At 38.8% G+C, this 13,010-nt stretch carries 13 protein-coding genes; 8 read left to right on the forward strand and 5 right to left on the reverse strand.

Annotation, left to right across the window (positions count from 1 at the left end; all coding sequences use genetic code 11):
* Window positions 1-1,120 (forward strand): tyrosine-type recombinase/integrase (locus tag D8837_RS02750; protein ID WP_142998994.1); only part of this gene is annotated, 1,120 nt, incomplete at its 5' end.
* Between the two features lie 226 nt (window positions 1,121-1,346).
* Here the strand turns inward: D8837_RS02750 and D8837_RS02755 are convergent.
* The 5 genes from D8837_RS02755 to D8837_RS02780 form a co-directional block, all read right to left on the reverse strand.
* Window positions 1,347-1,982 carry a GNAT family N-acetyltransferase gene (locus D8837_RS02755; RefSeq protein WP_125456128.1) on the reverse strand — a complete coding sequence of 212 codons (636 nt, stop codon included), beginning with the start codon at window positions 1,980-1,982 and terminating at the stop codon, window positions 1,347-1,349.
* Between the two features lie 135 nt (window positions 1,983-2,117).
* Window positions 2,118-2,417, reverse strand: coding sequence for a DUF1827 family protein (locus D8837_RS02760; RefSeq protein WP_000767189.1), 300 nt, complete (start codon window positions 2,415-2,417; stop codon window positions 2,118-2,120).
* 58 nt (window positions 2,418-2,475) lie between these two features.
* Window positions 2,476-2,928: an NUDIX hydrolase gene (locus tag D8837_RS02765; protein ID WP_125456129.1), complete on the reverse strand. Its 453-nt coding sequence runs from the start codon at window positions 2,926-2,928 to the stop codon at window positions 2,476-2,478.
* Window positions 2,929-3,057: 129 nt separating this feature from the next.
* Window positions 3,058-5,316, reverse strand: coding sequence for an ATP-dependent Clp protease ATP-binding subunit (locus tag D8837_RS02770; RefSeq protein ID WP_125456130.1), 2,259 nt, complete (start codon window positions 5,314-5,316; stop codon window positions 3,058-3,060).
* A 230-nt stretch (window positions 5,317-5,546) separates the two neighbouring features.
* Window positions 5,547-5,777 (reverse strand): DUF1797 family protein, encoded by a 231-nt coding sequence (locus D8837_RS02780; protein ID WP_000443570.1) that lies wholly within the window; start codon window positions 5,775-5,777, stop codon window positions 5,547-5,549.
* Window positions 5,778-5,967: 190 nt separating this feature from the next.
* Here D8837_RS02780 and D8837_RS02785 point away from each other — a divergent pair, with 190 nt between their 5' ends.
* The 7 genes from D8837_RS02785 to glyQ all read left to right on the forward strand — a co-directional run bounded on the left by D8837_RS02785 (window position 5,968) and on the right by glyQ (window position 12,874).
* Entirely contained in the window at window positions 5,968-6,651 is a 684-nt protein-coding gene (locus tag D8837_RS02785; protein ID WP_125456132.1) for an amino acid ABC transporter permease, read from the forward strand.
* Complete coding sequence (locus tag D8837_RS02790) at window positions 6,651-7,385, forward strand: amino acid ABC transporter ATP-binding protein (protein ID WP_125456133.1); 735 nt, start codon at window positions 6,651-6,653, stop codon at window positions 7,383-7,385. The genes D8837_RS02785 and D8837_RS02790 overlap by 1 nt, the downstream gene beginning before the upstream one ends.
* Window positions 7,386-7,689: 304 nt before the next feature.
* Window positions 7,690-8,880, forward strand: coding sequence for a methionine adenosyltransferase (gene metK / locus D8837_RS02795; protein ID WP_000003942.1), 1,191 nt, complete (start codon window positions 7,690-7,692; stop codon window positions 8,878-8,880).
* 89 nt (window positions 8,881-8,969) lie between these two features.
* Entirely contained in the window at window positions 8,970-10,361 is a 1,392-nt protein-coding gene (gene pgdA, locus D8837_RS02800) for a peptidoglycan-N-acetylglucosamine deacetylase PgdA (protein WP_125456134.1), read from the forward strand.
* 77 nt (window positions 10,362-10,438) lie between these two features.
* Entirely contained in the window at window positions 10,439-11,281 is an 843-nt protein-coding gene (locus D8837_RS02805) for an aldo/keto reductase (protein WP_125456135.1), read from the forward strand.
* 268 nt (window positions 11,282-11,549) lie between these two features.
* Window positions 11,550-11,921, forward strand: coding sequence for a GFA family protein (locus D8837_RS02810; protein ID WP_020900662.1), 372 nt, complete (start codon window positions 11,550-11,552; stop codon window positions 11,919-11,921).
* Between the two features lie 35 nt (window positions 11,922-11,956).
* Complete coding sequence (gene glyQ, locus D8837_RS02815; protein ID WP_000038733.1) at window positions 11,957-12,874, forward strand: glycine--tRNA ligase subunit alpha; 918 nt, start codon at window positions 11,957-11,959, stop codon at window positions 12,872-12,874.
* Window positions 12,875-13,010: the final 136 nt, after the last annotated feature.

A 13,010-nucleotide genomic window follows, 5' to 3' on the forward strand; every position in this document is an offset into this window, starting at 1 on the left:
AATTGAATTAGGAGTTGATCCAATAACTGGGAAAAGAATTCAAAAGAAAGGAAGGAAAAATCAACAGGGACTACCGTTTAATTCTTTTAAGGAAGCATATGAAGAGATACTTCGTTTAAAACATGAATTTGTGAACTCTACTATTAATAATAGTTTTCTAACTTTTAGAGAGTTTATGGAAGAGATTTATTTAAAATATTATCAACAAAAAGTTCAATTTGTAACTTATCAAACCGCTTTACCACATCATCAGTTATTTATTAAGCAATTTGGTAGTATAAAATTATCAGATATTAGTACTATTGACTGTGAAAGATTTCGCTTAGCTATTATAGACAAGTATTCTAGTAACTATGCTAAAAATATGTGGTCTAGATTTAAAGCATGTCTGGGCTATGCAGAAAGATTGGGTTATATTGATAGAGTTCCTTTTAAAGGATTAGATAATCCTAGAGGAAAACACCCTGATACAAAATTTTGGACATTTGATGAATTTAAGAAGGTAATAAACTCTTTTGATATTAGTGAGTATGAGGGACTCCATAATTACATGACGATCTGGTTATATTTTATGACTGGCTTAAGAGTTAGTGAGGGTATTGCTCTTAAATGGGAAGATATTGATTTTGAACGTAAATGGATTCATGTTCATTCGACAATTGAGAAAGACAAAAACGGTGTATGGTATGCTAAACAACAAACAAAGACAGTAGCAGGGAATCGTAAAATTGATTTAGATGATTTTACGATTACAATACTTAAAAAATGGCGAGAAGTTCAAATCAAGAATGATGATAAAGATTATGTAATATCACGTTTTGGTGCCCCCTTGTGTAAGTCTACAATTTCTAGGATAATAAAAAGGCATGCTAAGATTACTGGCGTACCAGAAATTACGGGGAAAGGATTAAGACATAGTCATGCATCTTATCTTATAAATGTGTTACATAAGGATACTTTATATGTTTCATATCGATTAGGACACGCTGATAAGTCAACCACGTTGAATACATATAGTCACTGGTATTATTCAGGTGATTCAACAATTTCAGAAGAGATTACAAACAGTTTAGATAATCTTGGATTATCAATTTACCTACCAAATTCCTGCCAAGGTTGAAAATTGAGGAATTAACCCACTAATACTGGGGGAAAATAGGATTTGCAAATTGTTACTCTTAAATAATAGAGCGACTACATTAGTAGCTTAAAAATATGATTAAACCGCTATTCTTAGGAGTAGCGGTTTTCTTTTTATATGTTAAGGGGCAAAAAAGGCGGCAAAACTATTTATAAATTTTATATAGCACGTCTACAACTTTTGATTTAATACTTTTTGTGCAGACTCATGATATATTAATTTTCTTTAAAAAAGCCCAGTTACCAATTGAACTTGATCCGTATTCTAGATCCATAAAGTCTAGTAGTAGATAATTGTTTTTTTCGTAGAATGAAGCATTTCTTACTGTACTAGTAATAAGTCCCAAGTGTTTACAGCCTTTTGATTTGACATAAGGTTCAATCCCTTGTGTCAGAAAAGTACTGCCTATTCCCTGTCCCTTACTTTCTAAATTGACAGCTAAAGCCATCAAATACCAATCAAACTCTCCAGATTCTTCTAAATGCTTTTTGGAACGTTTTACAAAGTCAAAGTATTTAAGGAGATTTTGTGGTCGAATGTAGCGAAAAATGTTTGTCCCACCATTTCGTAGATAGGATAGTATACAGAAATCCTTTTGTTGCAAAAGGGCAACTGCAAGTAATTCTCCATCCTGTTCCGCAACTAAACAGTTTCCCTTCTTAATATAGACTCTAGTAAGCAAAATTTGCAATGTTTCTACAAAAGCAGGATAGGAGTCAGGTTTCTTCAAATCGTCAGTTATAATTGTTAAAAAGGGATAGTCAAGAAAAGACTTGGCTAATAGTTTTCCAATTTTTTCGTATTCTTCAAGTCTTGCCTCACGATATATCATGTCTCCCATGTTTGTCTCCTTAATTATCTATAAAATCTTGTATGATAAGATTTCAAGATAAAAAATTGGAGATGATCCAAAAAGCAAGTTAGAACCTCGTTTTGTACTATAAGGTCCAAAAAGCTTTTTAAACTCTCCAATTTTTTATTTGGTTGGAATCGAAATTCCAATTAATTTTTCTGAATAGAGGGTTTTGATATTGGCCTCATCAATAGAGTCCTTATCAATTTTACGTTTCAAGAAAAATTCTTGAATAGCTTCGATTTCAGGTTCGCGGATAGCGCGGTGTTTGTTTGAGATGAGGATTTCATAGTGAAGCGGAGCTTGGGTAAAAATAACATCAGTATTCCCTGCAGAATAAACCTCAACAAGAGTTGCATCTGTACTTTCTAGCTGGCTTTTAACAAGTTGCGAGTGTGAGTTTGTCGTATTGATTAGCTTCATAACATTTCCTCCGATTTTCTAATTCTATTATAGCACTTTTTAAATAAAGTAGCTTGATTTAGTTAATCTTATGCTGTTTTTTCCAAGATTGGATGGCCCATTTATGGCTACCACGTTTGAGGTTTTCAATAGCCTCGTCAATAGGGAACCAGGCAATATGATTAAAGTCTTCTAGTGGTTTTTGTACTTCTTTGAAAGAAGTCGCTTCATAGAGGTAGGCAGGATTGTAGTAGTAGGTATCACGGTGACGAGAGTAGAAATATTCGTCAGCTTGACCGTAATAGGTACCAATTTCAGCAGTGAATCCAAGCTCTTCAATCAATTCACGTTTTAGGGCTTCCTGATGATTTTCACCTGCTTCAATTTCGCCACCTGGTAAGAACCAAGCGCCATTAGGCGCTTGAACAAGAACAATTTGTTTTTGCTCAGCGTCAGGGATAACTGCGTAAACACCATAGCGATGCTGGTAGGTTATATTCTCTTTTTTTTCTCCAAAGGTTGGGTTTGCCATTGCATTTTCCTCATTATCTATTATCTTTATTATTATCTTAATGGACAAAGGCTGAGCTGTCAAGAACTTATAGTTATTTTAGTAAAAAGGAGTAGAAAATTTTTATTTTCTACTCCTTTTCTATAGGATTTATACTTCTTTTTCAGAAGTTTTAACTTCAGCTTTTTTGGCAGACTTAATTTGAATGTTTCCCTTGCTGGTCATAACTGCCTTGAGGTCTTTTTCGCTTGGATTTTCAAGGTAGTAGTCAGTGATGGCGTCCTCAATATAGTCTTGAATAGTACGACGAAGTGGGCGCGCCCCCATTTTTGGATCATAGCCGAGGTCAACTAATTTTTCCTTTACCTTTTCAGTTACATCTAAATGAATGTTGTTGCTAGAAAGGCGCTTGTTAACGTCTGCAAGCATAAGCTCGACAATCTGAAGGAGGTTGTCCTTGCTGAGAGCCTTAAATTCGATAATACCATCAAAACGGTTCATAAACTCTGGGCTAAAGAAGTTACCGAGTTCACCGAGAACAGAGTTGGTACGTCCTTCTCTAGCAGCACCAAATCCAACGCTGGCTTCGGCTTTACCAGTCCCAGCATTTGAAGTCATGATGATGATGGCGTCCTTGAAGCTAACGGTACGTCCTTGCCCATCTGTCAAACGACCATCGTCCAAGACCTGGAGGAACATATGCATAACATCTGGGTGAGCTTTTTCGACTTCATCGAGAAGGATGAGGGAATATGGATTGCGACGAACTTTTTCAGTTAATTGCCCAGCCTCATCGTAGCCAACATAACCTGGAGGGGCGCCGACCAACTTAGCCACGCTGTGTTTTTCCATGTATTCGCTCATGTCAAAGCGAATCATGCTGTCAGCAGAACCAAAGAGTTCGATAGCTAGTTGTTTGGAAAGTTCTGTTTTACCAACACCAGTTGGTCCGACAAAGAGAAAGCTTCCAATTGGACGGTTTGGCGTACCGAGACCGACACGATTCCGGCGAATAGCCTTGGCAATCTTATCGACTGCATCATCCTGTCCAATAACATGCGACTTGAGATCTTCGGCTAGATGGATGAGTTGAGATTGTTCTTTCTCTTTCAAATCACCAACAGGGATATTGGTTTTCTGCTCGATAATATGCTCAATGGTTTTTTCACTGATGATAGGAGTATCTTGGTCTGTGACCTTTTTCTTTTGCATTTCTTTATACTTGGCAATCTGGTCGCGGAAGTAGGCAGCCTTCTCAAAATCTTCCTCTCGTGTAGCTTGAGATTTTAGATTTTCAGCCTCAATCAAGCGCTGATCGATAACTTTAGGATCCACAAAATTTAAGGTCAAGTTCATCTTAGAACCAGCTTCATCTAAGAGGTCAATGGCCTTGTCAGGTAAGAAGCGATCTTGGATGTAGCGATTGGACAGAGTTGCAGCTGCTTCAATTGCAGCATCGGTATACTGAACGTGGTGGTAGTCTTCGTATTTCTTTTGAATGCCTTTGAGGATAGTGACTGTTTCTTCCACTGTTGGTTCATCGACTTTGACAGGCTGCATACGACGCTCTAGGGCAGCATCCTTTTCAATGATACGGTATTCATTGAGGGTAGTGGCACCGACCAGTTGCAGTTCCCCACGAGCAAGGGCTGGCTTGAGGATATTTCCTGCATCCATATTACCATCGCCCGCAGAACCTGCACCAACAATTTCATGGATTTCATCGATAAAGAGGATGATATCCTCACGTTTGCGAATTTCTTCCATGAGTTTTTGCATGCGTTCTTCAAATTGTCCACGGATACCCGTTCCTTGAACTAGGCTAACTACATCCAGACGGATGACCTGTTTGCCTTGTAGTTTATGTGGAACGTCGCCATCAACGATTTTCTGAGCTAGACCTTCGACAACGGCAGTTTTTCCGACACCAGGTTCACCGATAAGAACAGGATTATTCTTGGTTCTGCGATTGAGAATTTCGATGACACGGATAATCTCATCGTCGCGGCCAATAACGGGGTCAATATCTCCACGACGGGCAATTTCAGTTACGTTGATACCAAATTCTTCCAGCAGGCCTTTTTCTTGGCTTGGTGGAGGAGTTTGAGCAGGTCCACGATTTTGGGAACCATAACCGCCATTTCCACCGTAACCTCCACCTGATTGGGTTGGGGGAGTCGGAGGAGTATTGTTAGAAGGCCTGAAATTGTTTAGGTCATTGAAGAAATCACCAAAGGGATCAAAGTCACGATTGTTCAGATCCGTAATACCTTTAAAGAGGCTATTGTTAGGATCTGTCTTGATAATCTTATAGCAGTTTTGACAGAGGTCAATTTGTTTTTGCTTTCCATTGAGATTGGTATAAAGATGAATCGTTGAGTCATTGATTTTACAGTTTTGACAAAGCATACATCTACCTCATTTCTTTATTTAGCCTGACCTGTTTAATGGTCAAAAATAGTCAAATTTCTATACTCTCATTATAACAGGATTGGGGTGTAAAGCAAGTAAAAAGATTGCAGCTTTGAGAAGTTGTTACAATGAAAATTTTTGAGCTTTTAGGGAATAAAAAAATCCTATTTGCGAGACAAAAAGGATTTTGGTTAGACATGCAGGGTGTAATCCCAGCTTGTTTTGTATTAGTAAAGGAGTTCGTAAATCTCCATTGCAATCAAGTCAATGCTATCAAACGTATAAGTTTCGCGAGCTTCGACATCACGAAGGGTAAAGATTGAGCCGTTTTCTTCGTCGTGGCTGTATGCAACTTCTGCAACAACAACTCCTTCGCGTTCAAAATTACGTTTTAAATTTCCGCCGTCTTTTGCCATTGCTTCAAGGCGGTTGATGATTCTAACCAAATGTGATTCCATTTTGATTCTCCTTCATTTCTTATCGTTACTATTTTACCATAAAGGAGGCCAACTTGCCTAGAAAAAACTAAGATTTCTCGCTAATTCTACCAGCTTAAAGATTTTTTGAATAAATTAGACAAAAGATTTGAATTTTAATTCAATTCATGTTATAATCATACAGTATTCTATTTTAGAAAGCAGTGTGACTATGAATTTTTCTTTTTTACCTAAGTATTTACCTTATTTTAACTATGGGGCTGTCGTGACTGTTCTCATTTCTATCTGTGTTGTCTTTTTGGGAACTATTTTGGGTGTTGTCTTGGCTTTTGGGCAACGCTCAAAGTTTAAACCGCTTGTTTGGCTGGCAAACTTGTACGTTTGGATTTTCCGTGGGACACCGATGATGGTTCAGATTATGATTGCCTTTGCTCTTATGCATATCAATGCTCCGACTATTCAGGTTGGGATTTTGGGTGTTGATCTTTCTCGCTTGATTCCAGGGATTTTGATTATCTCTATGAACAGTGGTGCTTATGTTTCTGAGACTGTTCGTGCTGGGATTAATGCGGTACCTAAGGGGCAGTTAGAAGCGGCTTATTCGCTAGGGATTCGTCCTAAAAATGCCATGCGTTATGTGATTTTGCCACAAGCAATCAAAAATATCTTGCCAGCATTGGGGAACGAATTTATCACCATTATCAAGGATAGCTCCCTCTTATCAGCTATTGGTGTTATGGAGTTGTGGAATGGGGCTACAACAGTTTCTACAACAACCTATCTACCTTTGACACCACTTTTATTTGCAGCCTTTTATTACTTGATTATGACTTCTGTTTTGACAGTGGCCTTGAAAGCTTTTGAAAAACGTATGGGACAAGGAGATAAGAAATAATGACAGATACCTTGATAAAAATTGAAAATTTACATAAATCCTTTGGAAAGAATGAAGTATTAAAGGGAATCAACCTCGAGATTAAAAGAGGAGAGGTTGTCGTTATCATCGGTCCTTCAGGGAGTGGGAAATCTACCTTGCTTCGCTCTATGAATTTGTTGGAAGAAGCGACCAAGGGGAAGGTTATCTTTGAGGGAGTCGATATTACGGACAAGAAGAATGACCTGTTTGCCATGAGTGAGAAGATGGGCATGGTTTTCCAACAATTCAATCTCTTTCCTAATATGACTGTGATGGAAAATATCACCTTGTCACCTATCAAGACCAAAGGTGAGAGCAAGGCTGTTGCTGAGAAGAGAGCTCAGGAACTTTTGGAAAAAGTTGGTTTACCAGATAAGGCAACTGCTTACCCACAGAGTTTGTCAGGTGGGCAGCAACAGCGGATTGCCATAGCGCGTGGGTTGGCCATGGAACCTGATGTTTTGCTCTTTGACGAGCCAACTTCAGCCTTGGATCCTGAAATGGTAGGTGAGGTATTGGCTGTTATGCAAGACCTAGCCAAGTCAGGAATGACCATGGTTATCGTAACACATGAAATGGGATTTGCTCGTGAGGTGGCAGACCGTGTCATCTTTATGGCAGACGGTGTGGTTGTTGAAGATGGAACACCTGAACAGATTTTTGAACAAACCCAAGAACAACGGACTAGAGACTTCTTGAGTAAGGTTTTATAAGTTAGCTGCATTTTGGTGGTTAGTTAAGAATTTCAAATTATCACCGTTATAACTAAAAAGCAAGTTACTAACCTTAAATATTGTAAGAATATATTTTATAGGACTGAATTTTGTACTATGCATAAATCAGTCCTTTTAATATTGCTTTCTTACCTTATTATTGTACATAATCCTCATAAAAATGGTATAATGATAAAGTTATATAGTCCCGATAAGATGGTAGGTATTTATCACTAAAAGTTTTCCTATCAGTACTTTGTAACTCTATAACTCTATAACACTATTTTTAAGGGGGGACATTTTTATGTCAGAACGTAAATTATTCACGTCTGAATCTGTATCTGAGGGGCATCCAGATAAGATTGCAGACCAAATTTCAGATGCGATTTTGGATGCTATTTTAGCAAAGGATCCAGAGGCGCACGTTGCTGCTGAGACAGCTGTATACACTGGATCTGTCCACGTTTTTGGTGAAATTTCTACAAATGCCTATGTGGATATTAACCGTGTGGTTCGTGATACTATCGCAGAGATTGGCTACACCAATACAGAATATGGTTTTTCTGCGGAGACAGTGGGAGTACACCCATCTTTGGTGGAACAATCTCCTGATATTGCTCAAGGAGTTAATGAAGCCTTGGAAGTTCGTGGAAATGCAGACCAAGATCCACTTGACTTGATTGGTGCTGGAGACCAAGGGCTCATGTTTGGATTTGCAGTGGATGAAACAGAAGAGCTCATGCCTTTGCCGATTTCACTCAGTCATAAATTGGTTCGTCGTCTGGCAGAACTTCGTAAGTCCGGGGAAATTAGCTATCTTCGCCCAGATGCCAAATCGCAAGTTACAGTTGAGTATGATGAAAATGACCGTCCAGTACGTGTGGACACAGTCGTGATTTCAACTCAGCACGATCCAGAAGTCAGCAACGAACAAATTCACAATGATGTCATTAACAAGGTTATCAAAGAGGTTATTCCAGCTTCTTACTTGGATGAGCAAACAAAATTCTTCATCAATCCTACTGGTCGTTTTGTAATCGGTGGACCTCAAGGAGACTCAGGTTTGACTGGCCGTAAGATTATCGTAGATACTTATGGTGGCTATTCTCGTCATGGTGGTGGTGCCTTCTCTGGTAAAGATGCGACTAAGGTGGACCGTTCTGCGTCATATGCGGCTCGATATATTGCAAAGAATATCGTTGCAGCAGGTCTTGCTAAGAAGGCGGAAGTGCAATTGGCTTATGCTATCGGTGTTGCTCAGCCTGTTTCTGTTCGTATCGATACCTTCGGTACAGGAACAGTAGCTGAAAGCAAACTTGAAAAAGCTGCTCGTCAAATCTTTGACCTTCGTCCTGCAGGAATTATCCAAATGCTGGATCTTAAACGTCCAATTTACCGTCAAACAGCAGCTTACGGTCACATGGGACGTACAGATATTGACCTTCCATGGGAACGTTTGGACAAGGTAGATGCTTTGAAAGAAGCAGTTAAATAAAATCTAAAGAGGGGGACTTCCCCTCTTTTTAATATACTATTTCCTTTAAAATCATTGAAATTATAGCCTGAATTTGATATGATATTTCTATGGATAAAAGTAGAGCAAATCGTGTTGAGCACGATAAAAAGAGAATCGGTTTAATAGCCCTAGTAGCTATCTTTTCGGTAAGTATTTGCGTCCTTGGTTCAATGATTGGATACAAAGTATATACAAAGCAAAGTTTTGAACAAAGGATTGAATCTCTCAAAAAAGAGAAAGATGATCAATTAAGTGAGGGAAATCAGAAAGATCATTTTCGTAAGGGACAAGCAGAAGTAATTGCCTATTATCCTCTCCAAGGGGAGCAAGTGATTTCATCTGTAAAAGAAATCATGACACAGGATATTAAGGAAAATCTGGAAGACAAGGAAAATCTGGTTTTTTATTATACGGAGAAACAGGATTCGACTTTAAAAGGGATTGTCAACCGAAGTGTGATGAAACAAGTCTATGATTTAACTTCGTCAAAAGTTGAAGAGACTGAAAAAACTAGTCTGGCAAAAGTACATTTGACAGAAGATGGTAAATCTTTCACACTTAATCAATTGTTTTCAGATGCTAGTAAGGCCAAAGAGAAACTAATAAAAGAACTGACTTCTTTTTTACAGGATAAGAAACTGGAGCAAGAAAAGATCGATCAGCTTGTTAAAGGCTTCTCTGACCAAGACTTGTATGCATGGAATTTTGATTACAAGGATAGTCAGATTATCCTTTATCCAAGTCAGTCAGTTGAAAATCTAGACGAGATTGCCTTGCCAGTATCTAGTTTCTTTGAAGTTATTCAGTCCTCTTATTTATTAGATAAGGATGCAGAGCTATATAAGGCTTATTATGAAAAGAAAAACCGTAAAGTAGTGGCCTTGACTTTTGATGATGGACCAAATCCTACGACGACAAATCAAGCATTAGATACTCTTTCCAAGTATGGTATCAAGGCAACTTTCTTTGTTTTAGGTAAGAATGTTTCTGGTAATGAAGAGATTTTGAAACGCATGAAATCGGATGGACATGTCATTGGAAACCATAGTTGGAGTCATCCAGTGCTTTCAAAACTTTCCCTTGATGAAGCTAAAAAACAAATTACTGATACTGAGGATGCGCTAACTAAAGTGTTGGGTTCTAGTTCTAAACTTATGCGTCCGCCTTATGGGGCTATTACAGATGACATTCGCAATAGTCTCGATTTGAGCTTTATTATGTGGGATGTAGATAGTCTGGACTGGAAGAGTAAAAATGAAGCATCTATTTTGACAGAAATTCAGCGTGAAGTCAAGAATGGTTCTATTATTCTCATGCATGATATCCATGCTGAGACGGTACATGCTCTACCGAAGGTTATTGACTATTTGAAAGGGCAAGGTTATGACTTTGTGACAATTCCAGATTTGTTAGACACTCGTCTTAAACCTCACCAGCTCTATTATGACCGTAATCAATAATAAACAAAATCTAAAGAGATAAGTTTTCTTTGAAAATTTGGCTCTTTGGATTTTCTTCTAATCTAGAAAGGAAAAAAATGAAATTTTATACTTTAAATAATGGCGTTACAATTCCAGTTCTGGGATTTGGAACTTGGAAAGCTGAAAATGGAGAGATTGCCTATCAAGCTGTACTAGAGGCTTTAAAGGCAGGCTATCGCCATATCGATACGGCAGCTATCTATAAAAATGAAGAAAGCGTTGGTCGTGCCATTCAAGATAGTGGCGTTCCGCGTGAGGAAATTTTTGTAACCAGCAAACTCTGGAATACAAATCATAGCTATGAGCAAGCTCGTCAGGCTTTTGAAGAGTCTTTAGAGAAGCTGGGCTTGGAATATTTGGATTTGTATTTGATTCATTGGCCAAATCCAAAACCTCTCAGAGAAAATAACCACTGGAAAATCCGAAATTCAGAAGTTTGGAGAGCGATGGAGGATCTTTACCTAGAAGGCAAAATCCGTGCTATAGGTGTTAGTAATTTTCTTCCCCATCATTTGGATGCCTTGCTTGAAACAGCAAAAATTCTTCCAGCAGTCAATCAAGTTCGTTTGGCTCCAGGTGTGTATCAAGAGGAACTCGTAGATTACTGTCGAGAAAAAGGAATTTTATTGGAAGCTTGGGGACCTTTTGGTCAGGGAGAACTGTTTGATAGCAAGCAAGTGCAAGAAATCGCGGTAAATCACGAAAAATCGGTTGCTCAAATAGCATTGGCATGGAGCTTGGCAGAAGGATTTTTACCCCTTCCGAAATCTGTTACAGCATCGCGGATTCAGGCTAATCTTGATTGTTTTGGAATTGAATTGAGTCATGAAGAAAGGGAAAACTTAAAAACAATAGCTGTTCAGTCGGGTGCTCCACGAGTTGATGATATGGATTTCTAGAAAATCATAAAAAGAATTGTACATTGTTCCAATTTTTGATATAATAGTCTGCAGGAAAGAAAGTCTTATGGCGTTCTTCAAGCGAGCTTGGGATAGTGGGAGCCAAGTAGGGCAAAATAAGGAACTGGCGCTTTCTGTAGTATTTTTAAAAACAATGAAGTAATAAATTAGGGTGGAACCGCGTTTCTGACGCCCCTAGTCGCAAGGCTTGGGTGTTGAAATTCGGTTCTTTTTGAATTCGTCTAATGCCTAAGTAGAAAGGAGCATAATGCTTAAAGGATCTTGTTTATGTAAAGCAGTCACCTACACTCTAGATGAAGAATTATCGGAAATAGTTTTTTGCCATTGCTCATTTTGTCGGAAAGTAACTGCGTCTGCCTACACAGTTAATGCCAAAGTTAGCAGCAAAAATCTGGCACTGTATGGAAAAGAGAATTTGGTTACTTATAGTTCATCTCCAGGTAAACAACGTTATTACTGCCAGAACTGTCACAGTCAAATTTTCACTGCTCAAGAAAATATACCAGAAGTCTGCGCTTTGAAATTAGGAACAATAGATGAATGCGATCAGAATTTACAAACTGTTCCCAAACGTCATATTTTTCAGGATCCAGCCTTTTCTTGGTTGCTTGATAAATAAGTTTAAAAAGATAATATAAATTAAAGGAGAAAAGAATGTCTAAGAAATTAACATTTCAAGAAATTATTTTGACTTTGCAACAATTTTGGAATGACCAAGGTTGTATGCTTATGCAGGCTTATGATAATGAGAAAGGTGCGGGGACAATGAGTCCTTACACTTTCCTTCGTGCTATCGGACCTGAGCCATGGAATGCAGCTTATGTAGAGCCATCACGTCGTCCTGCTGACGGTCGTTACGGAGAAAATCCTAACCGTCTCTACCAACACCACCAATTCCAGGTGGTCATGAAGCCATCTCCATCAAACATCCAAGAACTTTACCTTGAGTCTTTGGAAAAATTGGGAATCAATCCTTTGGAGCACGACATCCGTTTTGTTGAGGATAACTGGGAAAACCCATCAACTGGTTCAGCTGGTCTTGGTTGGGAAGTTTGGCTTGATGGGATGGAAATTACTCAGTTCACTTATTTCCAACAAGTCGGTGGATTGGCAACTGGCCCTGTGACTGCAGAAGTTACTTATGGTTTGGAGCGTTTGGCTTCTTACATTCAAGAAGTAGACTCTGTCTATGATATCGAGTGGGCTGATGGTGTAAAATACGGAGAAATCTTCATCCAGCCTGAGTACGAGCATTCAAAATATTCATTTGAAATTTCTGATCAAGAAATGTTGCTGGAAAACTTTGATAAGTTTGAAAAAGAAGCTGGTCGTGCCTTGGAAGAAGGTTTGGTTCACCCTGCCTATGACTATGTTCTCAAATGTTCACACACCTTTAACCTGCTTGATGCGCGTGGCGCCGTATCTGTAACCGAACGCGCAGGCTATATCGCCCGTATCCGTAACTTGGCCCGTGTCGTAGCCAAAACCTTTGTCGCAGAACGAAAACGCCTAGGCTACCCACTTTTGGATGAAGCAACACGAGCTAAACTCTTAGCAGAAGACGCAGAATAGTGAGTAATATTGTGCTCTAAAATCGTTAGAGGCAAGTCGAAGACTTGCTAGAGGGATATGCACCGCCGTACTGTTATGTGGGGATTTTTGAAACCTTAGGTTCAAAAATTAGTCAGCTAAATCCACTTTGATGAGA

The sequence above is a fragment of the Streptococcus mitis genome (genome assembly GCF_003942965.1).
Lineage (GTDB): Bacteria > Bacillota > Bacilli > Lactobacillales > Streptococcaceae > Streptococcus > Streptococcus mitis_BH.